The sequence below is a fragment of the Luteimonas sp. MC1825 genome (assembly GCF_014764385.1).
Lineage (GTDB): Bacteria > Pseudomonadota > Gammaproteobacteria > Xanthomonadales > Xanthomonadaceae > Luteimonas.
This window is the reverse complement of the sequence record NZ_CP061714.1, coordinates 943,765-970,412: the sequence shown is the minus strand read 5'-3', so window position 1 is coordinate 970,412 and position 26,648 is coordinate 943,765. Positions and strand designations below refer to the sequence as shown.

General features: G+C 69.8%; 18 protein-coding genes, 1 pseudogene and 1 riboswitch. Of the genes and pseudogenes, 12 read left to right on the top strand and 7 right to left on the bottom strand.

All coding sequences use genetic code 11. The features are described from left to right. Positions 1-54: 54 nt before the first annotated feature. Together mfd and IDM46_RS04460 are read left to right on the top strand one after the other, a co-directional pair. The gene (mfd, locus tag IDM46_RS04465; protein WP_185114925.1) at positions 55-3,567 is read left to right on the top strand and encodes a transcription-repair coupling factor; all 3,513 of its coding nucleotides are present in this window, start codon (positions 55-57) and stop codon (positions 3,565-3,567) included. Positions 3,568-3,661: 94 nt separating this feature from the next. Further along, positions 3,662-4,219 carry an outer membrane beta-barrel protein gene (locus tag IDM46_RS04460; protein ID WP_182822067.1) on the top strand — a complete coding sequence of 186 codons (558 nt, stop codon included), beginning with the start codon at positions 3,662-3,664 and terminating at the stop codon, positions 4,217-4,219. Positions 4,220-4,272: 53 nt separating this feature from the next. On the opposite strand, the gene IDM46_RS04455 is transcribed toward IDM46_RS04460, so the two are convergent. The 6 genes from IDM46_RS04455 to IDM46_RS04430 form a co-directional block, all read right to left on the bottom strand. Further along, the gene (locus tag IDM46_RS04455) at positions 4,273-4,575 is read right to left on the bottom strand and encodes a hypothetical protein (RefSeq protein WP_185114924.1); all 303 of its coding nucleotides are present in this window, start codon (positions 4,573-4,575) and stop codon (positions 4,273-4,275) included. Further along, positions 4,572-5,246: a DNA-3-methyladenine glycosylase 2 family protein gene (locus tag IDM46_RS04450; protein WP_185114923.1), complete on the bottom strand. Its 675-nt coding sequence runs from the start codon at positions 5,244-5,246 to the stop codon at positions 4,572-4,574. Before IDM46_RS04450 ends, IDM46_RS04455 begins: the two co-directional genes overlap by 4 nt. A gap of 4 nt (positions 5,247-5,250) precedes the next feature. Continuing rightward, positions 5,251-5,616 (bottom strand): DUF423 domain-containing protein, encoded by a 366-nt coding sequence (locus IDM46_RS04445; RefSeq protein WP_185115259.1) that lies wholly within the window; start codon positions 5,614-5,616, stop codon positions 5,251-5,253. 43 nt (positions 5,617-5,659) lie between these two features. Further along, positions 5,660-6,808: an SRPBCC family protein gene (locus IDM46_RS04440; protein ID WP_185114922.1), complete on the bottom strand. Its 1,149-nt coding sequence runs from the start codon at positions 6,806-6,808 to the stop codon at positions 5,660-5,662. A 99-nt stretch (positions 6,809-6,907) separates the two neighbouring features. Continuing rightward, positions 6,908-7,579 carry a response regulator transcription factor gene (locus IDM46_RS04435; protein ID WP_182822075.1) on the bottom strand — a complete coding sequence of 224 codons (672 nt, stop codon included), beginning with the start codon at positions 7,577-7,579 and terminating at the stop codon, positions 6,908-6,910. Next, positions 7,576-8,817 carry a sensor histidine kinase gene (locus tag IDM46_RS04430; protein ID WP_185114921.1) on the bottom strand — a complete coding sequence of 414 codons (1,242 nt, stop codon included), beginning with the start codon at positions 8,815-8,817 and terminating at the stop codon, positions 7,576-7,578. Before IDM46_RS04430 ends, IDM46_RS04435 begins: the two co-directional genes overlap by 4 nt. A gap of 187 nt (positions 8,818-9,004) precedes the next feature. Here IDM46_RS04430 and IDM46_RS04425 point away from each other — a divergent pair, with 187 nt between their 5' ends. The 9 genes and pseudogenes from IDM46_RS04425 (at position 9,005) to IDM46_RS04385 (ending at position 22,059) form a co-directional block, all read left to right on the top strand. Then, positions 9,005-9,598 carry a GNAT family N-acetyltransferase gene (locus tag IDM46_RS04425; RefSeq protein WP_182822079.1) on the top strand — a complete coding sequence of 198 codons (594 nt, stop codon included), beginning with the start codon at positions 9,005-9,007 and terminating at the stop codon, positions 9,596-9,598. Next, a complete protein-coding gene (minC, locus tag IDM46_RS04420) occupies positions 9,598-10,404 on the top strand; it encodes a septum site-determining protein MinC (protein ID WP_223878025.1) in 807 nt (268 codons plus the stop codon). Before IDM46_RS04425 ends, minC begins: the two co-directional genes overlap by 1 nt. Before the next feature lie 29 nt (positions 10,405-10,433). Continuing rightward, a complete protein-coding gene (minD, locus tag IDM46_RS04415) occupies positions 10,434-11,243 on the top strand; it encodes a septum site-determining protein MinD (protein WP_182822081.1) in 810 nt (269 codons plus the stop codon). Between the two features lie 3 nt (positions 11,244-11,246). After that, on the top strand, positions 11,247-11,513 hold the full coding sequence (gene minE / locus IDM46_RS04410; protein ID WP_182822083.1) for a cell division topological specificity factor MinE: 267 nt from the start codon (positions 11,247-11,249) through the stop codon (positions 11,511-11,513). 64 nt (positions 11,514-11,577) lie between these two features. Next, positions 11,578-12,027: pseudogene (locus tag IDM46_RS04405) on the top strand (hypothetical protein); the annotation flags it as partial. 92 nt (positions 12,028-12,119) lie between these two features. Beyond that, positions 12,120-14,090, top strand: coding sequence for a M2 family metallopeptidase (locus tag IDM46_RS04400; RefSeq protein WP_185114920.1), 1,971 nt, complete (start codon positions 12,120-12,122; stop codon positions 14,088-14,090). 162 nt (positions 14,091-14,252) lie between these two features. After that, positions 14,253-19,625, top strand: coding sequence for a HAMP domain-containing protein (locus IDM46_RS04395; protein ID WP_221441772.1), 5,373 nt, complete (start codon positions 14,253-14,255; stop codon positions 19,623-19,625). Beyond that, positions 19,610-21,388: a response regulator gene (locus IDM46_RS04390; RefSeq protein ID WP_185114919.1), complete on the top strand. Its 1,779-nt coding sequence runs from the start codon at positions 19,610-19,612 to the stop codon at positions 21,386-21,388. The genes IDM46_RS04395 and IDM46_RS04390 overlap by 16 nt, the downstream gene beginning before the upstream one ends. Continuing rightward, on the top strand, positions 21,385-22,059 hold the full coding sequence (locus IDM46_RS04385; RefSeq protein ID WP_185114918.1) for a HAMP domain-containing histidine kinase: 675 nt from the start codon (positions 21,385-21,387) through the stop codon (positions 22,057-22,059). The genes IDM46_RS04390 and IDM46_RS04385 overlap by 4 nt, the downstream gene beginning before the upstream one ends. A gap of 6 nt (positions 22,060-22,065) precedes the next feature. Here IDM46_RS04385 and IDM46_RS04380 read toward each other — a convergent pair whose 3' ends face one another. Continuing rightward, on the bottom strand, positions 22,066-23,319 hold the full coding sequence (locus tag IDM46_RS04380; RefSeq protein WP_185114917.1) for a multidrug effflux MFS transporter: 1,254 nt from the start codon (positions 23,317-23,319) through the stop codon (positions 22,066-22,068). Between the two features lie 197 nt (positions 23,320-23,516). Beyond that, a riboswitch (glycine riboswitch) is annotated at positions 23,517-23,616 on the top strand. Positions 23,617-23,661: 45 nt separating this feature from the next. Between IDM46_RS04380 and gcvP the strand changes: the two genes are divergently transcribed. Beyond that, complete coding sequence (gcvP, locus tag IDM46_RS04375; RefSeq protein WP_185114916.1) at positions 23,662-26,559, top strand: aminomethyl-transferring glycine dehydrogenase; 2,898 nt, start codon at positions 23,662-23,664, stop codon at positions 26,557-26,559. Positions 26,560-26,648 lie beyond the last annotated feature (89 nt).

Sequence of the window (26,648 nt, the reverse complement as noted above, 5' to 3'; positions counted from 1 at the left end):
CCTTGCGCTGGAGCGGATCGACCGCTCCGGCGCTGCCGTTGTTTTGAAGTGCCGATGACCGACAAGCCCCAGCCCAGCTCCCTTCTCCCACTGCTTCCCGTCCCGCCGCTGCCCGGCCCCGGCCGCCCGCGCGCCTGGTGGCGCGCGCCGGCGTCGCGCTCGGCACTGGCCTGGTTCGTGGCCGGTGCCGCGCGTGCACACGGCGGTGTGCTGCTCGCCGTGGCCCGCGACAACCACGCGGCCACCCAGCTCGAGACCGACCTGCACACCCTGCTGGCCGGCGACGCGGCGTTGCCTGTGCTGGCGTTCCCGGACTGGGAAACCCTGCCCTACGACCGCTTCAGCCCGCACCCGGACATCATTTCCCAGCGCCTGGCGACCATGCGCCGGCTGCCGACGCTGGCGCGCGGGATCGTGGTGGTGCCTGTGCAGACCCTGATGCAGCGCCTGCCGCCGCTGTCGTACGTGGTCGGCAACAGCTTCGACCTGCGCGTCGGCCAGCGCCTGGACCTCGACGCCGAAAAACATCGCCTGCAGTCGGCCGGCTACCGCAACGTGCCGCAGGTGTTCGACCCCGGTGACTTCGCGGTGCGCGGCGGCCTGCTCGACGTGTATCCGATGGGCGCCGACGCCCCGTTCCGCGTCGAGCTGTTCGACGAGGACATCGACACCATCCGCGCCTTCGACCCGGAGAGCCAGCGTTCGCTGGACAAGGTGGACGCGGTGCAGCTGATGCCCGGACGCGAGGTGCCGCTGGACGAGGCCGCGACCACCCGCGCGATGACCGCACTGCGCGAACGCTTCGACATCGACACCCGGCGCAGCGCGCTGTTCCAGGACCTGAAGGCCGGGCTGGCGCCGGCCGGCATCGAGTACTACCTGCCGCTGTTCTTCGACGATGCCGCCACCGCCACGCTGTTCGACTACATCGGCGACAAGGCGCTGCCGCTGGTCGACGACGGCGCATCGGCGGCGGCCGATCATTTCTGGGCGCAGGTGGGCGAGCGCTACGAGCAGCGCCGCCACGACATCGAGCACCCGGTGCTGTCGCCCGACACGCTGTGGCTGCCGCCCGACGCCCTGCGCGCGCGCTTCAACGCCCGCGAGCGCATCGACGTGGCCGGTGCCGGCCACGCGCGCCTGGCCGAGGCCGCGCCGCTCGGCGACCAGCCCGCGCCGGAGCTGCCGCTGTCCGGTCGCCACGAGCAGCCGGCGTCCGAACTGAAGTCCTTCCTCGCCAGTTATCCGGGTCGCGTGCTGGTCGCCGCCGATACCGCCGGTCGCCGCGAGGCGCTGCTGGAAGTGCTCGACGCCGCCGACCTGAAGCCGAAGGTGGTGGCCGGCTTCGGCGAGTTCCTGGCGGCGGGCGGCCCGGCGTTCGCGATCGCGGTGGCGCCGTTCGACGACGGCTTCGCACTCGATGGCGCGGTGGCTGGCGGCACGCCGGTCACGATCCTCACCGAGCGCCAGCTGTTCCCCGAGCGCGCGGCGCAGCCACGGCGCCGCAAGCGCGCCGGGCGCGAGCCGGAAGCGATCATCCGCGACCTCGGCGAACTCACCGAAGGCGCACCGATCGTGCACGAGGACCACGGCGTCGGCCGCTACCGCGGCCTGGTGACCTTGAACGCCGGCGGCATCGCCGCCGAATACGTCGAGATCGAATACGCCAAGGGCGACCGCCTGTACGTGCCGGTTGCGCAGCTGCACCTGATCAGCCGCTACTCGGGCGCCTCGCCGGACACCGCGCCGCTGCATTCGCTGGGCGGCGAGCAGTGGACCAAGGCCAAGCGCAAGGCCGCCGAGAAGGTGCGCGACGTCGCCGCCGAACTGCTCGAGATCCAGGCCAGGCGCCAGGCGCGCGTGGGCCTTGCGATCGACCTTGACCGCGCGATGTACGAGCCGTTCGCGGCGAGCTTCCCGTTCGAGGAAACGCCCGACCAGCATGCGTCGATCGAGGCCGTGCTGCGCGACCTGCAGTCGGCGCAGCCGATGGACCGCGTGGTCTGCGGCGACGTCGGCTTCGGCAAGACCGAGGTCGCGGTGCGCGCGGCATTCGCCGCCGCCGCCGGCGGCAAGCAGGTCGCGGTGCTGGTGCCCACCACGCTGCTGGCCGAGCAGCACTACCGCAACTTCCGCGACCGCTTCGCCGACTGGCCGCTGCGCGTGGAAGTGCTCTCGCGCTTCAAGACCGCCAAGGAGATCAAGGTCGAGCTGGAGAAGGTTGCCGAGGGCGGCATCGACGTCATCATCGGCACGCACCGCCTGCTGCAGAAGGACGTCGCCTTCAAGGACCTGGGGCTTGTGATCGTCGACGAGGAGCAGCGCTTCGGCGTGCGCCAGAAGGAAGCGTTGAAGGCGCTGCGCGCCAACGTGCACCTGCTCACGCTCACCGCCACGCCCATCCCGCGCACGCTCAACATGGCCATGGCCGGGCTGCGCGACCTGTCGATCATCGCCACCCCGCCCGCGCACCGCATGGCGGTGCAGACCTTCGTGGTGCCCTGGGACGACCAGCAGCTGCGCGAGGCGTTCCAGCGCGAACTGGCGCGCGGCGGTCAGCTGTACTTCCTGCACAATGACGTGGAATCGATCGGGCGCATGGAGCGCGAGCTGCAGGAGCTGGTGCCGGATGCACGCATCGGCATCGCCCACGGGCAGATGCCGGAGCGCGAGCTGGAGCGGGTGATGCTCGATTTCCACAAGCAGCGCACCAACGTGCTGCTGTGCTCGACCATCATCGAGTCCGGCATCGACATCCCCAACGCCAACACCATCATCATCAACCGCGCCGACCGCTTCGGCCTCGCCCAGCTGCACCAGCTGCGTGGCCGCGTCGGCCGCTCGCACCACCGGTCGTACGCCTACCTGGTGGTGCCGGACAAGCGCTCGATCAGTGCGGACGCGAAGAAGCGCCTGGAAGCCATCGCATCGATGGACGAGCTGGGCGCGGGCTTCACCCTGGCCACGCACGACCTGGAGATCCGCGGCGCCGGCGAGCTGCTCGGCGAGGACCAGAGCGGCCAGATGGCCGAGGTCGGCTTCAGCCTGTACACCGAGCTGCTGGAGCGCGCGGTGCGCTCGATCAAGCGCGGCGAGCTGCCCGATGTCGACGGCACGGCGGCGCGCGGTTCCGAGGTGGAGCTGCACCTGCCTTCGCTGATCCCCGACGACTACCTGCCCGACGTGCATACGCGGCTGACGCTCTACAAGCGTGTCAGTTCGGCGCGTTCGGTCGACGACCTGCGCGAGCTGCAGGTGGAGATGATCGACCGCTTCGGGCTGCTGCCCGATCCGGCCAAGCACCTGTTCGCGGTCGCGGAGCTGAAGCTGGCAGCGACCGCGCTCGGCATCCGCAAGATCGACCTCGGCGCGAGCGGCGGCCGCGTGCAGTTCACCGAAAAGCCGTCGGTCGATCCGATGGCGGTGATCCGCATGGTGCAGGGCCAGCCGAAGGCCTACCGGATGGACGGCCCGGACAAGCTGCGCATCACCCTGGAATTGCCGACGGCGGAAGAGCGCATCAAGGCGGCGCGGGGATTGCTGGCGGTGCTTGCCCCGGGCGGTTGATCGCGCGTTCATTCCGATTGACGCGCCGGGCGCGCATGCGCATGATGCGCGCGCCCACGAACGGGCGACCTACTTTCAGGGAATACGGATCAACATGAAGAAGCACCTCATCCTCGCGTCCGCGCTGGCGCTGGCTGTCATTTCTCCTGCCGCCATGGCGGTCGACGGCGGCGCCGGTTTCGTCCGCGCCGAAGTGGGCCAGAGCGATGTCCAGCTCGACTACGCGGGCTTTTCGGAAAGCGAAACCGACACGTCCGCCACCTTCGGCGGCGGCTACTGGTTCAACCGGTATTTCGCGGTCGAAGGCCACATCGGCACCCTGTACACCGAATACCTCGGCTACGACACCGACCTCGACTTGGTGTCGATGGGCGTCGGCGTGGCCGTGAAGCGCAACTTCGGTGCCGACGGGCACGGCTTCTTCGTCGGCGGTCGCACCGGCGTGGCGCGGCTGACCGCGCAGGTGCGCGAGGACGACTGGGACGTGGTGGACGACGCGCATTCCACCAAGGCGTATTTCGGTGCCAGCGTCGGCTACGACTTCAACCGCCGCTGGGGCGTGTCGTTGAACTGGGATCGCCGCCAGGCCGATTTCGAAGGCGTGGACGTGGATGTCGACACGATCGCCATCGGCGGCGAATTCCGCTTCTGAGCCTGCAGTCCGGATGGACAGACGGCCGCCTCCGGGCGGCCGTCCTGTTTCCATCAAACGTTGAAATGGCAGACGGTGATGTCTTCTCCGGGATCGAAGCCCGGATAGATGCGCTGCATCTCCCGCAGGAGCCCTGCGAGCGACCGGCACTTCGGATCGTGCTCGAACGCGATGTCGCTCTGCGACAGGTCCGAGAACTTCTTCAGGGCCGTCTCGAGTGCCGTCGGCGGCGAGAGGCTGCCGTCGCGCAGCCGCAGACGGACTTGCGGAACCGGATGCCACCGGTCGCCACGGCGGATCGTGGTGTTGCGACCGGGATGGAAGATCGGGTTGTCGAACTCGAGTGTCGGAATCATTCCTGGGACCGCTTCACCGGTGTCGGGGCCTTGGCGGCGGAATCCGCGATGCGCCACAGGTACAGGCCGGCGTGGGTGCGGAACGGCCCCCAGCGCGCGCCGCGCGCGGCCAGCTCGCGCGGGGTCGGCATCGCGTCCGCACGGTCGAGGAGCTGCGCACCCTTGCGGATGCCAAGGTCGTCGACCGGCAGCACGTCGGGGCGGCCGAGGCGGAACATCAGCATCATCTCCACCGTCCAGCGGCCGATGCCGCGGATCGGCACCAGGGCGGCGACGATGGCGTCGGCGTCCAGGGTGGACATGCGCCGGAGATCGGGGATCTCGCCGCGTGATTCGCGCGCGGCCAGGTCGCGCAGCGCCAGCGCCTTGTTGCCGGACACGCCGCAGGCGCGCAGCGTGGCGTCATCGACGCGCGCCAGGGTGTCGAAGTGCAGCCGCGTGCTGTCGATCGCCGCTTCCACGCGGCCGACGATCGTCGCGGCGGCCTTGCCGCTCAGCTGCTGGTAGAGGATGGCGCGCGCCAGCGCATCCACCGGATCGAATGACTTGCGCCAGCGCACATCCGCCTGGATCGGGCCAAGGCGACGGATCCAGGTGCCCAGTTTGCGGTCGCGGCGCGACAGCCAGGCCTCGGCCTCGGCGGTGTCGTAGCCGCGGGCATACCGGGGCACGGGCTCAGTCCCGCAGCGCCGCGGCGGCGTGCAACAGCCAGCCGGCCATCATCAGCACGCCACCAAAGGGCGCCAGCCGCGTGGGCAGGCCGTGGAAGTGCGCGCCGGCCAGCGAGCCCGAGAACAGCAGCACGCCGGCCAGCAGCATGCACAACGCCGCCAACGCCACCCGACCGGGTGCGCGTGGCGCCAGCGCGGCCAGGGCTACGCCGTGGCCGAACGCGAACACCGCGGCCAGCATCAGCCGCGATCCTTCCTCCGCCGCGGCCACGTGCGACGCGTACGCGGCGAGGGCCACGGAACCCGCCGCAAGGATCGCCCCGCAGGCCGCGAGTGCCCGCCCCAAACGCAGCGCGCCGCATCCTGGGATGCGGCGCGCGGCAAGACCATTCACTGGAACGTACGTCCGTGCGTCAGCGCTTGAGCACCCAGCGCACTTCGAACTCGCCGTCGGCGGTGAAGGCCTGGTCGATGCCGTTCTTGTACAGCTCGTACGGGCGACCGATGACTTCCTCGCCCTGGGTCAGGGTCCAGGCGCGCACGGCGTTGCGCACGTTGTCCAGCTCGGCCATGTAGCCGACGTAGTCGCCGGTGGCGACGCGGGTGGCTTCGCTGTGCGCATAGGTCACCGGACCCATGAGGTTCAGGCCGGTGAGCGCTTCGGTCGCGGCCACGGCAGGCGCGGCCTCGGCCTCGGCCTGCTGGGCGGCGGCGTCGGCACCCTCGCCGTCGGCAGCGGCGGCGGCCGGGGCCGGCGCGCCCGCGGCGCGGCGACGCACGGGCTGCACCACGTCGAAGGTGTAGGTGTCGCGCGCGAACTCGGTGCTCACGATGCGCAGCGGACCGGCCGCGACCAGGCCGTTGGCGTCCATCGTGCGCTTGATCCACTCGGCGTTGGCCTTCATCGAGGTCTTGATCTTCTCGTTGTTGCGCTCCACCGCGCCGGCGTTGACCACCAGCAGGTGCTCGGCCGGGACGTCCACGAACTCGAGGCCGCTCAGGCGGACATCCGCGGCGCGGTAGTCGATGTTGGGCACCGAGGCGAGCATGTTGCTCAGCCGGCCGAGGCCGAGCTTGACGCTGTCACCGATGTTGCGGCTCACGTACAGGCCGGCGTAGCGGCCCAGCAGATCCCAACCGTACTTCACGTCGTAGGTCTGGGTGATCTCGACGTTGCGGTTGTTGCGGCCGGTGGGCTTGAGGGTGAACACGCTGCGCTTGTCGCTGCCGCGCTTCTCGTCCTGGATCGCGTAGACCACGCGCTGGTCCTCGTCGGACTCCACGATCTCCCAGCTGCCGTTGGATACCTCGGACTTGTAATCGATGCGCGCGCCCACGCCCGAGTCGGGGCCGGAGCGGTTGAGCTGGACGTTGCCCAGCGCAAGGGGATGCCAGTCGTCGAAACGACGGAAGCTGTTGATGGTGTCGAATACGATCGAGAGCCTGCGATTGGTCTCGACGCTCTCGGAGAGGTGGCGGCTTGACGGCAGCAACACGCCGACGATCACGAACAGCACCGCGACGATCGCGATGGAAATCAGGAGCTCGAGCAAACGGGTCATACAGGGTTCTCCGGGACCAGGACCGGCCGGGGCCGGGGCGCAGACCGCCAATCCTATCAAGATTGCCCGCGCGGCTGCGAGCAATCCGAGTGGCGAATGTCAGACGAGCTGGAGTTCGAAGGCCTTGAGCACGGCGCGGGTACGGTCGCGGACGCCGAGTTTGCTGAGGATGTTGGACACGTGGTTCTTGATGGTGCCCTCCGCCACGCCCAGCGAATTGGCGATTTCCTTGTTGGAAAAGCCCGAGGCCATCAGGCGCAGGATCTCGGTCTCGCGGTCGGTCAGCGGGTCGGGGCGGTCGAGGCTGACGAACTCGTTGCGCATGTGCTCCAGCCCCGACAGCAGCCGCTGGGTGACCGCCGGCTGCACCAGCGAGCCGCCGGCGGCCACGGTGCGGATGGCGCCCACCAGCTGCTCCAGCGACACGTCCTTGAGCAGGTAGCCCTTGGCGCCGGCCTTGAGCCCGGCCAGCACGAGCTGGTCGTCGTCGAAGGTGGTCAGGATGATGGTCGGCGGCAGCGTGCCCGCCGCGGACAGCGCCTGCAGCGCTTCCAGCCCGGACATCATCGGCATGCGCATGTCCATCAGCACCACGTCCGGGCGCGACTCGGGAATTACGGTGACGGCGTGGCGGCCATCGATGGCCTCGGCCACTACCTCGATGCCGTCGTCCAGCGCCAGCAGCGAGCGGATCCCCTGGCGGACCAGGGTCTGGTCGTCGACCAGGCAGACCCGGATCGGCGGCGGGCGGGTCTCGGTTTGCGTATTCATGTCGACTCCGGGAGGGTCTGGGAGGGGCCCGACCCGGACGGGTCGAGCACTGGCCTGGCGATATCGGTGGCGTCATCGAGCGGCAGCCGCAGGCGCAGCACGAAGCCCTGGCCCGGCGATGTCTCGGCGGCGACCTCGCCACCGTACGCCGCCAGGCGCTCGCGCATCCCGCGCAGGCCGTTGCCGGCGGTGAAGCCCTCGGCCCCGCGCCCGTCGTCGCGGGCCTCCAGCCGCACCGCGCCGCGCTCCACCTGGTACTTCAGGCGCAGGATGCTGGCCTGCGCATGGCGCACGGTATTGGTGATGATTTCCTGGGTGCAGCGCAGCAGCACGTGCGCGCGCTCGGGATCGTCGAGCAGGAACGGCCGCGGCAGGCTGATGTCCACCGTGAGACCGGGCACGTTGTCGGCCAGCGGCAGCAGGGTGGCGGCCATGTCGATGGCCTCGTTGCCGCGGATCTGGCTGACCGCCTCGCGCACGTCGCTCAGCAGCAGCCGCGCCAGGGTATGCGCCTGGCTGACGTGCTCCTGCGCCTTGCCGCTGGTGAGGTGGTTGGCCACCTCCAGGTTCAGGCTGAGCGCGGTCAGGTGGTGCCCCAGCAGGTCGTGAAGCTCGCGCGAGATGCGCGTGCGCTCGTTGACGCGCACGCTCTGCGCCAGCAGCGCGCGGGTGGCACGCAGCTCGGCGTTCAGCCGCCGCTGCTCGTCGCGCGCCTGCGCCTGTTGCCGGGCCACCAGGCCGGTCACGAAGGCGAAACCGGTGAAGCCGACGTACAGGCTGGCCTGCAGCACCGCCTCGCCCCAGGAGAAATCGAAGCCGCGCACATAGACCGGCACGATCACGAACTCGCACAGCACCAGCATCGCCACGCCCTGCCAGACCGGCAGCAGCCACGGCAGCACGCAGGCCACCACCATCAGAAGGATGCTGCCCAGGCCGCTCTGGCTGTAATAGCTGATCGCGATCGCGCTGCCGGCCAGGCAGGCCAGCAGCAGCTTGTCGAGCAGGGTCACCCGGCGCTGGCCGAGCGCGCGCGTCAGCCAGCCGTAGCAGGCGCCGAACGCCAGCCACGCCAGCCACGCGAAGCCGCCGCCGGTGGCCGCCACCACCTCGCCCGCCCCCAGCGCGCCGCGGTCGGGCTGCGGCAGGGTCAGCAGTAGCAGCGGCAGCCCGATCACCGCCCAGGTGAACAGGCCCGCGTAGCGCAACAGGCGATTGTGGTCGAAGCGCGCGAGCATGGACCCATGGTAGGGGCAATCGCCCGCGGCGGAGCCGCCCGGAAGTCATGACGGACGCGGTGGCACCCCCGTCGCCGCCCGCCGGCGCACCATGCGATAATCCCGCCGTCTTCCGCAGCCGCCGTCGATGGCCCCCTTGGCCCCGGCGGCGCGTTGCCAGTACATGTTTTCTTCCACGGAGTCTGGAATGTCGATTGTCATCCGCGACGTGCGCGAGCACGAGCTGGATTCCGTCCTTGCCCTCAACAATGCCGCCGGCCCTTCGATCCTGCCGCTCGATTCGGGACGGCTGCGCCGCTTCTACGAAACCGCCGAATATTTCCGCGTCGCCGAGCGCGACGGCACCCTGGCCGGGTTCCTGGTCGGCTTCGGCTCGGCCAGCGACCACGCCACCAGCAATTTCCACTGGTTCGCGGCGCAGTACCCGCACTACTTCTATATCGATCGGGTGGTCGTCGCCAGCCGCCGCCGCGGTGGCGGCGTGGGCCGCGCGTTCTACGCCGACGTCCAGAGCTACGCCGAGCTGCGCTACCCGGTGCTGGCCTGCGAGGTGTTCGTGGAGCACGACAGCGACCCGGCGCGCATCTTCCACGGCAGCTTCGGCTTCCGGGAGATCGGCCAGCACGTGATGCCCGAGACCGGCATCCGCGCTTCCATGCTCACCAAGGACCTGTGCAGCTATCCGTGGGTGCATTCGCACTACGGCGACGCCCTGCCCGACGAGCCCTGGCTGCTGCAGCCGCGCGTGGCCAGCGAGGCGCAACTGGCCACGGGCACCTGATGATGGCCCAGGCGCATGACGCGGCGGCGGCGGGATTCGAACCCGCGGGTGAACTCAAGATCGGCCAGGTCGGGATCGCCAACCTGCGCGTGCGCACGCTCGACATCGACCGCCTGGCGGCGGAGATGCGCGAGCGCGTGCTGCGCGCGCCCAAGCTGTTCGAGCGCGGCGCGGTGGTGGTGGATTTCGGCGGCCTGCCCGGCATCCCGGACGCGGCCACCGCGCGCGCGCTGATGGACGCCCTGCGCCAGGCCGGCGCGCTTCCGGTGGCATTGGCCTGGGGCAGCAGCGAGAACGAGAAGCTCGCGCTCGAACTCGGCCTGCCGGTGCTGGCGCGCTTCCGCGCCTCGTACGAATCCGCCGGGCAGCCGGGTGCGCAGGCCGCGGCACCCGCGCCCGCGCCGGCCCCTGCCGAGCGCGCGCCGGCGCGCAAGCGTGCGGCCGACGAGCCCGGCGCCGCCCCGGCGACCTCCGGCGGCGCCGGCCTCATGCAGACCACCGCGGTGCGTTCCGGCCAGCAGGTCTATGCCGCCGACCGCGACCTGACCGTGCTCGCCGCCGTGGGCGCGGGCGCCGAGGTCATCGCCGACGGCTCCATCCACATCTATGGCGCGCTGCGCGGGCGTGCGCTCGCGGGCGCCCAGGGCAATCCCCGCGCGCGCATCTTCTGCCGCGAGTTCCATGCCGAACTCGTCGCCGTCGCGGGCCACTACAAGGTTCTGGAAGACATCCCGGAAGAACTGCGCGGCAAGGCCGTGCAGGTCTGGCTCGATGACGACCAGCTCAAGATCGCAGCGCTCGTCTGAAGCGCGCACACACTCACAGGAGAGAGACGTTGGCCGAAATCATCGTAGTCACATCCGGCAAGGGCGGCGTCGGCAAGACGACCACCAGCGCAAGCCTTGCCTGCGGCCTCGCACGGCGCGGCAAGAAGGTCGCGGTCATCGACTTCGACGTCGGCCTGCGCAACCTCGACCTGATCATGGGCTGCGAGCGCCGCGTGGTGTACGACTTCGTCAACGTCACCCAGGGCGAGGCCACGCTCAAGCAGGCGCTGATCAAGGACAAGCGCTTCGACACGCTGTTCATCCTCGCGGCGTCGCAGACCCGCGACAAGGACGCGCTCAACAAGGAAGGCGTGGAGAAGGTGCTGAAGGACCTCGCCGCCGACGGCTTCGACTACATCGTCTGCGACTCGCCGGCCGGCATCGAGAAGGGCGCGTTCCTGGCGATGTACTACGCCGACCAGGCGGTGGTGGTGGTCAACCCCGAAGTCTCGTCCGTGCGCGACTCCGACCGCATCATCGGCCTGCTCGACTCCAAGACGCACCGCGCCGAGAACGGCGAACCGGTGAAGTCGCACCTGCTGGTCACCCGCTACAACCCGGCGCGCGTGGGCGACGGCGAAATGCTGTCGATCACCGACGTCGAGGACGTGCTGGGCCTGAAGACGGTCGGCGTGATCCCCGAGTCGGGCGACGTGCTGAACGCCTCCAACAAGGGCGAGCCGGTGATCCTGGACATGGAGTCCCCGGCGGGACAGGCCTACGACGATGCCGTCGCCAGGCTGATGGGCGAGGAGCGGCCGATGCGCTTCACCCAGCTGGAGAAGAAAGGTTTCTTCAGCAAGCTGTTCGGGGGTTGAGTCATGGGCATGTTTGATTTCCTGAAGCCGAAAACCAAGAACACCGCGTCGATCGCCAAGGAGCGCCTGCGCATCATCGTCGCCCAGGAGCGCAGCACGCGCGGCGCACCCGACTACCTGCCGCTGCTGCAGCGCGAGCTGCTGGAAGTGATCCGCAAGTACGTCAGCGTCGACGTCGAGGCGGTCAAGGTGGACCTGATCAAGGACGGCGACCATGACGTGCTCGACATCTCGGTGGCGCTGACCGACGAGCGCGCCTCGGCCGGCTGAGGCCGCGGTGGCCGATCCGCGCACCGCGGCGGAGCTGCCCGCGGGTCCTTCAACGACGGCAGGCGTGCTGCGCCTGCGCGACATCGCGTTCGCCGACGCCGCCGCCCTGCTCGCCCGCCACGGCCTCACGCTGGTGCGCGTCGATGATGGCGCGCCGATTCCCGGCAGCTACTGGGGCGACGACGAGGCCGGGATCATCGGCAGCACCGTGCATGCGCGGGGCGACACGCCGGTGCATTCGCTGCTGCACGAAGCCTGCCACCTGGTGGTGCTGCCACCCGAGGCGCGCGCGCGCGTGCACACCGACGCCACCGACTCGATCGCCGAGGAAGACGCGGTCTGCGTGCTGCAGGCGCTGTTCGGCGACGAGCTCCCCGGCGTCGGCCGCGAACGCGTGCTCGCCGACATGGACGCCTGGGGCTACACCTTCCGCCTCGGCTCGGCGCGCGCCTACTTCGAACACGATGCCGATGCCGCCTGGACCTGGCTGCAGGCGCGCGGCCTGGTCACCGCCTGCCGGGCGCTGGCACCGCCTTTCCACACTTGCGACACCCGCGACGGCGCTCTAGCCTCGCAGCCTGCCCCACGCCACCAGGAATCCCCGCCGTGACCACACGCCACGCCCTGCTTGCCCTCGCGGTCACCGCGAGCCTGACGCTTGCCGCGTGTTCGCGCGCGCCGGAACAGCCCGCCGATGGCCGGCTTTCGCAGGCGGAACTCGACAAGGAGACCGCCGACGAGTTCGTCGCCCGGGTCAACCGCGAGCTTGCGGAGCTGACGCCCGAGTTCACCGCGTCGCAGTGGATCTCGTCGACCTACATCAACGACGACAGCCAGCTGCTCGCGGCCAAGGGCAACGAGCGCTTCCTCGCGCAGACCAAGGCGTGGGTCGAGCAGGCGCGGCGCTTCGAGGGCAAGGAGATGTCGCCGGAAACGCAGCGCGCGATCAACCTGCTGCGCCTCGGCACCGCCATGCCGCCGCCGCGCGACCCGGCCAAGCTGTCCGAACTCACCCGCCTGGCCAGCAAGATGGAAGGCGCGTACGGCTCCGGCACCTACTGCAGGACCGAAGGCGACGCCAAGGACTGCCGCCAGCTCGGCGCACTCGAGGACGTCCTGCGCGAAGACCGCGACTACGACGCCCAGCTCGACGCCTGGCAGGGCTGGCACGGCGTGGCCGCACCCATGCGCGCGGATTACACGCGCTTCGTGGAGCTGGTCAACGACGGCGCGCGCGACCTCGGCTTCGCCGACGCCGGCGAGCTGTGGCGCGCCGGCTACGACATGACGCCGGCGGAGCTGTCGGCCGAGACCGACCGCCTGTGGACCCAGGTCGAGCCGCTGTACGAGCAGCTTCACTGCTATGCGCGCACGCGACTGGAGGCGCAGTACCCGGGACGCGGCTCGGTCAACGGCATGCTGCCCGCGCACCTGATGGGCAACATGTGGCAGCAGGACTGGAGCAACCTTTGGACCACGCTTGCGCCCTACCCGCAGGCCGGCAAGCTCGACATCAGCGGCGCGCTCGAGCGCCAGTACCAGGTCACGCTCAACGACCACCTGGTGCGCGAGAACGCCCTGATCGACACCGACCAGCGGGTCGAAGTGGCGCGCGGCGCGCAGGCCGAACATGCGCGCGAGATGACCCGGCGCGCCGAGGAGTTCTACACCTCGCTCGGCATGCCGGCGCTGCCGGAGAGCTACTGGGCCAAGACCCAGTTCATCAAGCCGCGCGACCGCGACGTGGTCTGCCACGCCAGCGCCTGGCCAATGGACACCACCGGCACCGACGTGCGCACCAAGATGTGCATCAAGCCGAACGAGGAAGACTTCACCACGATCTACCACGAGCTTGGCCACGTGTATTACTACCTGGCCTACGGCAAGCAGCCGCCGCTGTTCCAGGGCGGCGCGCACGACGGTTTCCACGAGGCCATCGGCGACACCATCGTGCTGGCCATGACCCCGGGCTACCTGCAGTCGATCGGCCTGGTGGACGCGCAGCAGGCCGGCCAGGAATCGCTGATCAACGCGCAGATGCGCATGGCGCTGTCCAAGGTGGCGTTCCTGCCGTTCGGGCTGATGATCGACCGCTGGCGCTGGGGCGTGTTCGACGGCTCCATCACCCCGGACAACTACAACACCGCGTGGTGGGAGCTGAAGGCGAAGTACCAGGGCGTGGCACCGGCCACGGCGCGCGGCGAGGAGTTCTTCGACGCGGGCGCCAAGTACCACGTGCCGGGCAACACGCCGTACACCCGCTACTTCCTGTCGCACGTGCTGCAGTTCCAGTTCTACAAGGCGCTGTGCGACGCGTCGGGCTACCAGGGCGCGCTCTACGACTGCAGCTTCCACGGCAACAAGGCCGCCGGCGAGAAGTTCTGGTCGATGCTGTCCAAGGGCAGCAGCCAGCCCTGGCAGCAGACCATGAAGGAACTCACCGGCACCGAAAAGATGGATGCCAGTGCGGTGCTCGAGTACTTCTCACCCTTGCAGGAATGGCTGGTGCAGCAGAACGAAGGCAAGACCTGCGGCTGGGAAGCAGCGCGTGCCCCGCAGGGACCTGCGCAGCCGTGATTGCGCCGTGAACGCATTGCGCATGGCGAGGCCTTATCGTCCCTGACCGGATCCGGCGATCCGGCCACCAGGGGGATGCAAACAGTGACGCAGACAACGCGGGTGCGGCATGGCGCCCCGGGCACCACGACAGCCGCTGACGATGCCCGCGACCCGATGCGGATGATGCTGTCCGCCCTGCAGGCAGTGGCGCAGGGTGACTTCACCGTGGAGTTGCCCGGCCACTGGGAAGGGCTCGAAGGCCGGCTCGCCGACGCGTTCAATGCGGTGGTCCGCGGCAACCGAGGCCTGGCGAGCGAACTCGCGCGCGTCGGCGAGAAGGTCGGCCGGGAAGGCCTGACCCGGCAGCGCATCGCCCTGCCCAACCGGCACGGCTGCTGGGGCGACATGGAAGACTCGGTCAACGAACTGGTCGACGACCTGGTGCGCCCGGTCGCCACCATCACCGAGGCCATCGCCGGCGTCGCCAAGGGCGACCTGACGCGCAGCGTGCCGCTGGAGGCCAATGGCCGGCAGTTGCAGGGTGAATTCATGCGCTCGGCGACGATCGTCAACCGCATGATCGAGCAGATGGGCGAGTTCAGCTCCGAGGTCACGCGCGTGGCGCTCGAGGTCGGCACGGCCGGCCGCCTCGGCGGCCAGGCCAAGGTGGAGGGCGTGTCCGGCGTCTGGAAGGAGCTCACCGACTCCGTCAACCAGATGGCGTCCAACCTCACCGCGCAGGTGCGCAACATCTCCGAGGTGACCATCGCGGTCGCCAACGGCGACCTGTCGCGCAAGATCACCGTGGACGTGCGCGGCGAGATCCTGCAGCTGAAGGAGGCCATCAACACCATGGTCGACCAGCTGCGCGGTTTCGCCTCGGAAGTGACGCGCGTGGCGCGCGAGGTCGGCACCGAGGGCAAGCTCGGCAACCAGGCCATCGTGCCCGGCGTCGCCGGCACGTGGAAGGACCTGACCGACTCCGTCAACGCGATGGCGTCCAACCTCACCAGCCAGGTGCGCAACATCGCCGAGGTCACCACCGCGGTGGCGCGCGGCGACCTGTCGCGCAAGATCGCGGTGGATGCGCAGGGCGAGATCCTGCAGCTCAAGGACACCATCAACACGATGGTCGACCAGTTGAACGGCTTCGCCGCGGAAGTCACGCGCGTGGCGCGCGAGGTCGGCACCGAGGGCAAGCTCGGCGGCCAGGCGCAGGTGCCCGATGTCGCCGGCACCTGGAAGGACCTCACCGACCATGTCAACTCGATGGCGTCCAACCTGACCAGCCAGGTGCGCAACATCGCCGAGGTCACCACCGCGGTCGCCAAGGGCGACCTGTCGCGCAAGATCACCGTGGACGTGCGCGGCGAGATCGCCGAACTGAAGGACACCATCAACACGATGGTCGACCAGCTCAACAGCTTCGCCGCCGAAGTGACGCGCGTGGCGCGCGAGGTCGGCACCGAGGGCAAGCTCGGCGGCCAGGCGCAGGTGCCCGGCGTCGACGGCACCTGGGCCGACCTCACCGACTCGGTCAACGCGATGGCGTCCAACCTGACCAGCCAGGTGCGCAACATCGCCGAGGTCACCACCGCGGTCGCCAAGGGCGACCTGTCCCGCAAGATCGCGGTCGATGCGCAGGGCGAGATCCTGCAGCTCAAGGACACCATCAACACGATGGTCGACCAGTTGAACGGCTTCGCCGCGGAAGTGACACGCGTGGCGCGCGAGGTCGGCACCGAGGGCAAGCTCGGTGGCCAGGCGCAGGTGCCGGGCGTCGCCGGCACCTGGAAGGACCTCACCGACAACGTCAACTCGATGGCGACCAACCTGACCACCCAGGTGCGCAACATCGCCGAGGTCACCACGGCGGTTGCCAAGGGCGACCTGTCGCGCAAGATCGCGGTCGACGCGCAGGGCGAGATCCTGCAGCTCAAGGACACCATCAACACGATGGTCGACCAGTTGAACGGCTTCGCCGCGGAGGTCACGCGCGTGGCCCGCGAGGTCGGCACCGAGGGCAAGCTCGGCGGCCAGGCGCAGGTGCCGGGCGTCGCCGGCACCTGGAAGGACCTCACCGACAACGTCAACTCCATGGCGACCAACCTCACCACCCAGGTGCGCAACATCGCCGAGGTGGCGACCTCGGTGGCCAAGGGCGACCTGTCGCGCAAGATCGCGGTCGATGCGCAGGGCGAGATCCTGCAGCTGAAGGACACGCTCAACACGATGGTCGACCAGCTCAACGGCTTCGCCGCGGAAGTCACGCGCGTGGCGCGCGAGGTCGGCACCGAGGGCAAGCTCGGCGGCCAGGCGCAGGTGCCCGGCGTGGCCGGTACCTGGAAGGACCTCACCGACAACGTCAACTCGATGGCCACCAACCTCACCGCGCAGGTGCGCGGCATCGCCAAGGTGGTCACCGCGGTCGCCACCGGCGACCTGCAGCAGAAGCTGACGGTGGAGGCCAAGGGCGAGATCGCCGAGCTGGCCGACACCATCAACGGCATGACCGACACGCTGGCGATCTTCGCCGACCAGGTGACCACGGTCGCGCGCGAGGTCGGTGTGGAAGGCCGCCTCGGCGGCCAGGCCAACGTGCCCGGCACCGCCGGCATCTGGAAGAACCTCACCGCCAACGTCAACCAGCTTGCCGCCAACCTCACCACCCAGGTGCGCGCGATCGCCGAGGTCGCCACCGCGGTGACCCAGGGCGACCTGACCCGCTCGATCACCGTCGATGTCCGCGGCGAACTCGCCGACCTCAAGGACAACATGAACCTGATGATCGGCACCCTGCGCGCGACCACCGAGAGCAACAGCGAGCAGGACTGGCTGAAGACCAACCTGGCGAAGTTCAGCGGCATGATGCAGGGCCAGCGCGACCTGCTGACGCTCGGCCAGATGCTGCTGTCGGAGCTGGCGCTGCTGGTCGACGCGCAACAGGGCCTGATCTACGTGGTCGAGGCCAACGACGCCAGCGACCACCCGCGCCTGCGCCAGCTGGCGCGTTACGCCGACGCCCCGGGCGCACCGCACCCGGGCACGCTCGCGTTCGGCGAAGGCCTGGTGGGCCAGTGCGCCGCCGAAGGCCGGCTGATCCTGATCGAGGACGTCCCGCCCGGCTCGGTGCAGATTTCGTCGGGCCTGCTGAGCGCCGTGCCCAAGAGCGTGATCGTGCTGCCGGTGCTGTTCGAGAAGCAGGTCAAGGCGGTACTTGAACTCGCCTCGCTGTCCGGGTTCACGCCCTCGCAGCGCATCTTCCTCGAACAGCTGTCCGGCAGCATCGGCATCGTGCTCAACACCATCGAATCGACGATGCGCACCGAGCGGCTGCTGTCGCAGTCGCAGCAGCTCGCCGGCGAACTGCAGGCGCAGCAGGACGAGCTGCAGCAGACCAACGAGGAGATCGCGCTGAAGGCGCAGATGCTCGCCGAACAGAAGGCCGAGGTGGAGCAGAAGAACCAGCAGATCGAACACGCGCGCCGCGAACTGGAGGAAAAGGCGGCCGAACTCGCGCTGACGTCGCGCTACAAGTCCGAGTTCCTGGCCAACATGTCGCACGAGCTGCGCACGCCGCTGAACTCGATCCTGATCCTCGGCCAGCAGCTGGCGGAAAACCCGGAAGCCAACCTCAGCGGCCGCCAGGTGGAGTTCGCCAAGACCATCCATGCCGCCGGCACCGACCTCCTCAACCTGATCAGCGACATCCTCGACCTGTCGAAGATCGAGTCGGGCACGGTCACCGTCGACAGCGAGGCGGTGCGTTTCGCGCACCTGCGCGACAACCTGATGCGCGCCTTCCGCCACGAAGCCGAGCGCCGCGACCTCGAGTTCACCATCGAGCTCGACCCCGCGCTGGGCCCGGTGCTGAGCACCGATCCCAAGCGCCTGCAGCAGATCCTCAAGAACCTGCTGTCCAACGCCTTCAAGTTCACCCAGCACGGCAGCGTGCGGATGCGCGCCTACAAGGCCCGTTCGGGCTGGTCGCGCGAACACGACGTGCTCGGCGACGCCGGCACGGTGGTCGCGATCGAGGTCAGCGACACCGGCATCGGCATCTCGGCGGACAAGCAGAAGATCGTGTTCGAGGCCTTCCAGCAGGCCGACGCCGGCACCTCGCGCCAGTTCGGCGGCACCGGGCTGGGGCTTGCGATCAGCCGCGAACTCGCCGGCCTGCTTGGCGGCGAAATGCACCTGCAGAGCGAACCCGGCACCGGCAGCACGTTCACCCTGTACCTGCCGCTGCACTATGCCGGTGCCGACCGCGCGCACAGCGTGCGCGCCGCGCAGGCCCTGCGCAGCCCGGCCGGCATGGTGGAAGCGCCCGTGGCGGTGCCGGAAGCGGTTGCCGACGACCGCGACCTGGAGCCCGGTGGCGCCCCGGTGCTGCTGCTGGTCGAGGACGACCCGCGCTACGCCACGGTGCTGCGCGACCTTGCGCGGAACCAGGGGTTCCACGTGCTGGTCGCAGGATCGGGTGCCGAGGCGCTGCGGCTGGTGCACGCCTACCAGCCGACCGCGATCTGCCTGGACATCTTCCTGCCCGACATGCTCGGCTGGACGCTGCTGGCGCGACTGAAGCAGGACGCCGGCACCCGCCACATCCCGGTGCAGATCCTGACCATCGAGGAAGGGCGCCACCAGAGCCTCGAGCGCGGCGCGTTCGCCTACCTGGCCAAGCCCGCGACCACCGAAACCATCGACGCTTCGCTGCAGCGCATGCGCGAATACGCGCTGCCGCGGGTCAAGCGCCTGCTGGTGGTGGAGGACGACGCCAACGAGCGCCTCGGCATCGAGGCCCTGATCGGCCATGACGACGTCGCCATCGACACCGTCGACAGCGGCGCGGCCGCGCTCGTGGCGCTGGCCGGCGGCGGCTACGACTGCGCCGTGGTCGACCTGCGCCTGCCCGACATGGACGGCTTCGAACTGCTCGACCGCATCCAGGAGCAGCCGCTGCTGCGCGACCTGCCGATCGTGGTGTTCACCGGCAAGGAGCTCTCCGCCGAGGACATGCAGCGACTGCGGCATGCCGCCAAGAGCGTGGTCATCAAGGATGTCGAGTCGCCCGAGCGGCTGCTCGACGAGACGGCGCTGTTCCTGCACCGGGTGATCGCCGACCTGCCGGCGGACAAGCGGCGCATGGTCGAGCGCCTGCATGCGTCCGACGACATGCTCGCCGACAAGCGCGTGCTGGTGGTGGACGACGACGTGCGCAACATCTTCGCCATGTCCAGCGTGCTGGAGCGCCATGGCATGGACGTGGTCACCGCGGCCAATGGCCAGGAAGCCGTGGACCAGGTCGCCGGCGACCCCGGCATCGGCCTGGTGCTGATGGACATCATGATGCCCGGCATGGACGGCTACGAGACCATGCGCGCCATCCGCCGCCTGCCGGGGTTGCGCGCGCTGCCGATCGTGGCCATCACCGCCAAGGCGATGAAGGGCGATCGCGAGAAGTGCCTGGAGGCGGGCGCATCGGATTACCTGGCCAAGCCCGTGGTGACCGATGAACTGCTTGGAGTGCTGCGGCAATGGCTGCATCGTTGAGCCATCCGGCGGCGCGCGCGGCGCCCCGCGATGGAGTGCGTGCACCCGGCGACGAGCCCGTGCGGATCCTGCTGGTCGACGACCAGCCCGGGCGCCTGCTCACCTACCAGGCGATCCTCGAGCCGCTGGGCGAGCACCTGGTGCAGGCGAGTTCCGGCCGCGAGGCGCTGAAGCTGCTGATGCAGGACGACTACGCGCTGATCCTGCTCGACGTCAACATGCCCGACATGGACGGGTTCGAGACCGCGAGCCTGGTGCACCAGCACCCGCGCTACGAGAAGACGCCGATCATCTTCGTCACCGCGGTCAACGTGACCGACATGGACCGCCTGCAGGGCTACCAGCTGGGTGCCGTCGACTACGTGATGGTGCCGGTGATCCCGGAGATCCTGCGCAGCAAGGTCGAAGTTCTTGTGGAGCTGTACCGCAAGCGGCGCGAACTGGAGCTGCTCAACGCCAGCCTGGCCGCGCAGAACCAGGCACTGCAGCAGGAGAAGTCGCGCGAGCTGCACGCCCTCAATGAATCGCTGCGCCTGGCCAATGAAACGCTCGCCAGCCGCAACAACGAACTGCAGAACGAGGTGGCGGAGCGCGCCCGCGCCGAAGACCGGCTGCGCGACATGGCACAGCGCAAGGATGTGTTCCTGGCGACGCTGGCGCACGAGCTGCGCAACCCGCTGGCGCCGCTGCAGAACGCGCTGGCCATCCGCCGGCTCGAGGCCGGCGGCGGCGCCGACCCGCTGCACGACACCATGGAGCGGCAACTCGCGCTGCTCGTGCGCCTGATCGACGACCTGCTCGACATCGCGCGCATCGCGCAGGGCAAGCTGACGCTGCGCCCGGATACGGTGTCGCTTGCGGACATGCTGGATTCGGCGGTGGAAGTCGCACAGCCGCTGCTGGATGCCGGCGGGCACCGCTTCCACATGGTCCTGCCGGCGCACGAGGTCCTGCTGCTGCAGGCCGACCACATGCGCCTGGCCCAGGTCTTCGCCAACCTGCTCAACAACGCGGCCAAGTACTCCGATCCGGGCAGCAGGATCGATCTCGAGGCCCGCCTCGACGCGGCCCGCGACGAGGTCGTGGTCACCGTGCGCGACACCGGCATCGGCCTGGCTGAAGACCAGATGGCGGCGGTGTTCGACGTGTTCCGCCAGGTCGACACCACCATCGAGCGCGCGCATGGCGGCCTCGGCATCGGCCTCACCCTGGTGGAGAAGATCACCGCCATGCACGCGGGGCGCGTCGAGGTGGAAAGCGCCGGACTCGGCCATGGCTGCACGTTCCGCGTGTGCCTGCCGCGGCAGCGGGCGGCGATGGCCGGTACGCCGGACGCGCCGACGCCCGGCGTGGTCGCCGCCGAGGCCCCCGCAGGCGCGCGCACCGGCACGACGCGGATCCTGGTGGTCGACGACAACCGCGACGCCGCCGACACGCTGGCGATGATGGTGCGCGTGCTGGGCCACGAGGTGGCGCAGGTGTACGACCCGCTGCAGGTGGAGGCCGAGGTGGAGCGCTTCGCGCCCGACCTGGTCTTCCTCGACGTCGGCATGCCCGGGCGCAGCGGCTACGACATCGCCCGCAGCCTGCGGCAGCACCGCGGCCCGGCGGCGCTGGGCATCGTCGCGGTCACCGGCTGGGGCCAGCCGGAGGACCGCGAGCGCACCCGCGCCGCCGGGTTCGACGAACACCTGGTGAAGCCACCGCAACTGGACGCGATCCGGCGGCTGTGCGCCGGGGCCGGCCGCGGAGCGGCGGCATGAGCGCGCCTTCGGCCAAGGCCTGGATGGACCGCCTCGCGCACGACCTGCGCGGGCCGCTTTCGCCGATGCAGACCGCTGTCTACCTGTTGCGTGACCCGGGCCTCGGCGACGACCAGCGCGACGAGCTGTTCGCGGTGCTGGAACGCCAGATCCAGCGCCTGGGCGGGATGATCGACGAGTTCAGCGACCTCGGCCGCGCCGAGCAGGGCCGGCTGATGGTCCGCAGCGAAGCGATCGACCTGGAGCTGCTGGTGATGGACACCATCGCCCGCCTGCGCGAGGTGCCGCCCCACGTGGAGTTCGCGCCAGGGGCGGAGACCCTGCGGATCGCCGGTGACATGCAGCGCGTGGCCCAGCTGTTCCACGCCCTGCTCGGGCTGCAGCTGTCGCGCAGCCATCCGGTGGCGGTGCGCGCCCGCATCGAGGGCCACGGCGCGCGCATGCGCATGGCCTGCGCGGTGCACTGCCGCGATGCGTCGGACACCCTGATCGCGTCGCTGCTGACCTCGCCGCATCCGGACCCGCCGGACGATGCGCTCGGCCTCGGGCTGGTGATCGCCGCGGCCATCGCCACCGCGCACGGCGGCAGCCTGCATGGCCGTGCCAGCGGCGGGGACACCCTGGAACTCATGCTCGACCTGCCCGCCCTGCCCGATGCCGGGCCGGAATAAGCGGCGCTAGACGTGTTCCGCCGGATCCGGCGAGCCCGGCTCGCAGTGCCCCGCCGGCAATTGCTTGATGCGGTGGCGCTCGAGCCGCCACACCAGCCAGCCCGCGAGTGTGAACACGGCCGCCGCCACCGCCAACGCCAGCATCGAGCCACTGACCAGCGGCGACAGCACGCCGGCCACCGCCGCGTTCAGCGAGAGGCTGGTGAAGGCCTGCAGCGATGACGCCGAGCCGCGCTGTCGCGGGTACATGTCCAGGATCGCAAGCGTCAGCACCGGGAACACCAGCGACACGCCGAACGCGTTCAGTGTGGCCGGCAGCACCGCCCACGGCACGGTGGGCTCCGCCACCAGCAGGCTGTAGGCCACGTTGCCCAGCGCCGCCATGCCGCAGCAGGCGAATCCAAGGTTGACCTGAACGGCGGGCGTGACCCGGCCGGCCATGCGCCCCGAGGTGAAGGCGCCGAGCATCATGCCGCCGATCATCGGCCCGAAAAACCAGGCGAAGCTGCGCTCGTCGAGCTTCAACAGGTCGAGCACGAACGCCGGCGCCGAGGCGATGTATAGGAACAGCGCCGAAAAGTTCAGCGCGCCCGCCGCGGCCAGGCGCTGGAAGCGGCCGTTGGTGAAGATCGCGACGTAGTCGCGCAGCAGCCGGCGCGGCAGCGGTGCGATGCGGTTGTGCGGCGGGTGGGTTTCGGGAAGCCACATCCAGGTCGCAGCCAGCAGCAGCACCGCGAACGCGACCAGGAACCAGAAGATGTCGTGCCAGTGGCCCCAGCCCAGGATCCAGCCGCCGATCACCGGCGCGATCGCCGGGGCGATGCCGAAGATCATCGACACCTGGCTCATCAGCCGCTGCGCGTCGTCGCCCTGCAGCACGTCGCGGATCACCGCGCGCCCCACGATCAGGCCCACGCCCGCGGACAGTCCCTGCAGCGCCCGGAACGCCAGCATGTTCGCCAGGTCGTCGGCCATGGCGCAGCCCACCGAGGCCGCGATGAACACCACCAGCCCGCCCAGGATCACCCGCCGCCGGCCGAAGGCGTCCGACATCGGGCCGTGCACCAGGCTCATCAGCGCATAGGCCACCAGGTAGACGCTGATGGTCTGCTGCATCGCCAGCTTGTCGGCGCCCAGCGACGCGCCCATGGCCGGGAAGGCCGGGAAGATCGCGTCGATCGAGAACGGCCCGAACATCGCCAGGCCGGCGAGCAGCGGGGCCAGGCCTCGGGGAGACAGGCGGGGTTCTCGGGCGGCCATCAACGGCGCGCGCCCGGATGTGGGACGGTCATTCAGGGGGATCCGGCGTGGGCTGCGCAGGATAGCAACCGCGCGCCTGCCGCCGCGGCAATCCGCCTATAATCGCCCTGCTGCAACCAGCCGGTGGGAGAAGCGGACCTCGGTCCGCTGCCGAAGGCGCAAACGCCCGTAATCGCTCAGGCTCCCGTACCGCCGGTGGGAAACACTCTGGAGAGACCGGTTGGATCCGGCGCCGAAGGTGCATTGGGTGGGCATGGCCCGCCCTGAACTCTCAGGCAAAAGGACAGAGGGGCTTACGCGTGCAGCCGCACGCCGTCCCTTCGCGTCCGCCAGAGGCCCGCCATGACCCCAGACAACTCCCTGCGCTCGCTAGAGCACCACGACGCGTTCGTGTCGCGCCACATCGGCCCCAACGACGCCGAGGTCGCGCAGATGCTGCGCGTGGTCGGCCATGCCTCGCTGGAGTCGCTGACCGACGCCATCGTGCCGGGCTCGATCCGCTCCGGGCAGGGCCTGGCGCTTTCGCCGTCGATGACCGAGGTCGACGCGCTGGCGCGCATCCGCGCCATCGCCGACCGCAACCAGGTGTTCCGCAGTTTCATCGGCCAGGGCTACTACGGCACGCACACGCCGAACGTCATCCTGCGCAACATCCTGGAAAACCCGGCCTGGTACACCGCGTACACGCCCTACCAGGCGGAGATCTCGCAGGGCCGCATGGAAGCGCTGATCAACTTCCAGACCATGCTCGCCGACCTGACCGGCATGGAGATCGCCAACGCCTCGCTGCTCGACGAGGCCACCGCCGCCGCCGAGGCGATGACGCTGGCCAAGCGTATGTCCAAGTCGAAGTCGAACGTGTTCTTCGTCTCGCAGCACGTGCACCCGCAGACCCTGGAAGTGCTGCGCACGCGCGCCGACGGCCTCGGCATCGAGCTCCACGTCGGTGACGATGCCGACGCCGCCACCGTCGACAGTTACGGCGTGCTGCTGCAGTACCCCGACACCTTCGGCCGCATCGGCGACCACGGCGCGGTGGCCGACGCCGTGCACGCGCGCAACGGCGTGGTGGCGGTGGCGGCCGACCTGCTGGCGTTGACCCTGATCGCCGCGCCCGGCACCTGGGGCGCCGACATCGTGGTCGGCAACAGCCAGCGCTTCGGCGTGCCCTTCGGCTTCGGCGGCCCGCATGCCGGCTACATGGCGTGCCGCGACGCGTTCAAGCGCTCCATGCCCGGCCGCCTGATCGGCGTGTCGGTGGACGCCGAAGGCAACCCCGCGTACCGCCTCACCCTGCAGACCCGCGAGCAGCACATCCGCCGCGAGAAGGCGACCTCGAACATCTGCACCGCGCAGGTGCTGCTGGCGGTGATGGCCTCGATGTACGCCGTCTACCACGGCCCCGAAGGCCTGACCCGCATCGCCCGCCGCGTGCACCGCCTGGCCGCGATCCTGGCCGACGTGCTGCGTGGTGCCGGCGCCACCGTCGGCGGGGAATTCTTCGACACCCTGCATGTCAGCGGCATCGATGCCGCGGCCGTGCACGACCGCGCCCGCGAGGCGCGCATCAACCTGCGCGCGCTCGATGCCGGCAGCGTCGGCATCAGCCTCGACGAGACCACCACCCGCGAAGACGTGGCCGCGCTGGCCGCGCTGTTTGGCGCGACGGTCGACGACATCGATGCGCTCGACGCCGCCACCGCCGACGCCCTGCCCGCGGGTCTCGCGCGCGACACCGCGTTCATGGCGCACCCGGTGTTCAACACCCACCACAGCGAGCACGAGATGCTGCGCTACATGCGCGCGCTGGCCGACAAGGACCTGGCCATGGATCGCACCATGATCCCGCTGGGCTCCTGCACCATGAAGCTCAACGCCACCGCCGAGATGATCCCGATCACCTGGCCGGAGTTCGCCGACATCCACCCGCTGGCGCCGGCCGACCAGACCCAGGGCTACGACGAGCTGATCACCGGCCTGGAAGCGATGCTGGTGGAGATCACCGGCTACGACGCGGTCAGCTTCCAGCCCAACTCCGGCGCGCAGGGCGAGTTCGCCGGGCTGCTGGCGATCCGCGCCTACCAGCAGTCGCGCGGCGAGGGCCACCGTGACATCTGCCTGATCCCCGAGTCCGCGCATGGCACCAACCCGGCGTCGGCGCAGATGGTCGGCATGACCGTGGTCGTGACGCGCTGCGACAAGGACGGCAACGTCGACGTCGACGACATCCGCGCCAAGGCCGAAAAGTACGCCGACCGCCTGGCCGCGATCATGATCACCTACCCGTCCACGCACGGCGTGTTCGAGGAGGACGTGGTCGAGATCTGCGAGATCGTCCACCACCACGGTGGCCAGGTGTACACCGACGGCGCCAACATGAACGCGCTGGTCGGCGTGGCCAGGCCCGGCAAGTGGGGCTCGGACGTCAGCCACCTCAACCTGCACAAGACCTTCTGCATCCCGCACGGCGGTGGCGGTCCCGGCGTCGGTCCGTGCGCGGTCAAGTCGCACCTTGCGCCGTTCCTGCCGCGCGCGTTCAACGCGGATGCCGGCGCCACGGCGACCGGCGGCATGGTCTCCGCCGCCACGCATGGCTCGGCCTCCATCCTGCCGATCAGCTGGATGTACATCGCGATGATGGGCGCCGACGGCCTGCGCCGCGCCACCCAGGTCGCGCTGCTCAACGCCAACTACGTGGCCAAGCGGCTGGAGCCGCACTACCCCACGCTGTACACCGGCCGCAACGGCCTGGTGGCGCACGAATGCATCCTCGACCTGCGCCCGCTGAAGGACGCCACCGGCATCGGCGCCGAGGACGTTGCCAAGCGCCTGATCGACTTCGGCTTCCACGCGCCCACGCTGAGCTTCCCGGTCTCGGGCACGCTGATGGTCGAGCCGACCGAGAGCGAGTCGATGCACGAGCTCGACCGCTTCATCGACGCCATGATCCAGATCCGCGACGAGATCCGCGCGATCGAGAACGGCACGCTGGACCGCGAGGACAATCCCCTGCTCAACGCGCCGCACACCGCCGCCCAGGCCAGCGCCAGCGAGTGGACGCACGCCTATCCGCGCGAGCTGGCGGTGTTCCCGCTGCCCAGCCTGCGCCAGCAGAAATACTGGCCGCCGGTGGCGCGCGTGGACAACGTGCACGGCGACAAGAACGTGTTCTGCAGCTGCATCCCGATCGGTTCGGCGGAAGACGAGCCGGAGGCGTTCAGCGAGCCCGACGTGGTGTGACGCCGGACGGCCGCGGCGGTCCTGCCGCCGCGGCGTCCGGGACACGCGGCCATACACCACGCTTCACATGCGTGGCGCTAGGCTGCGCG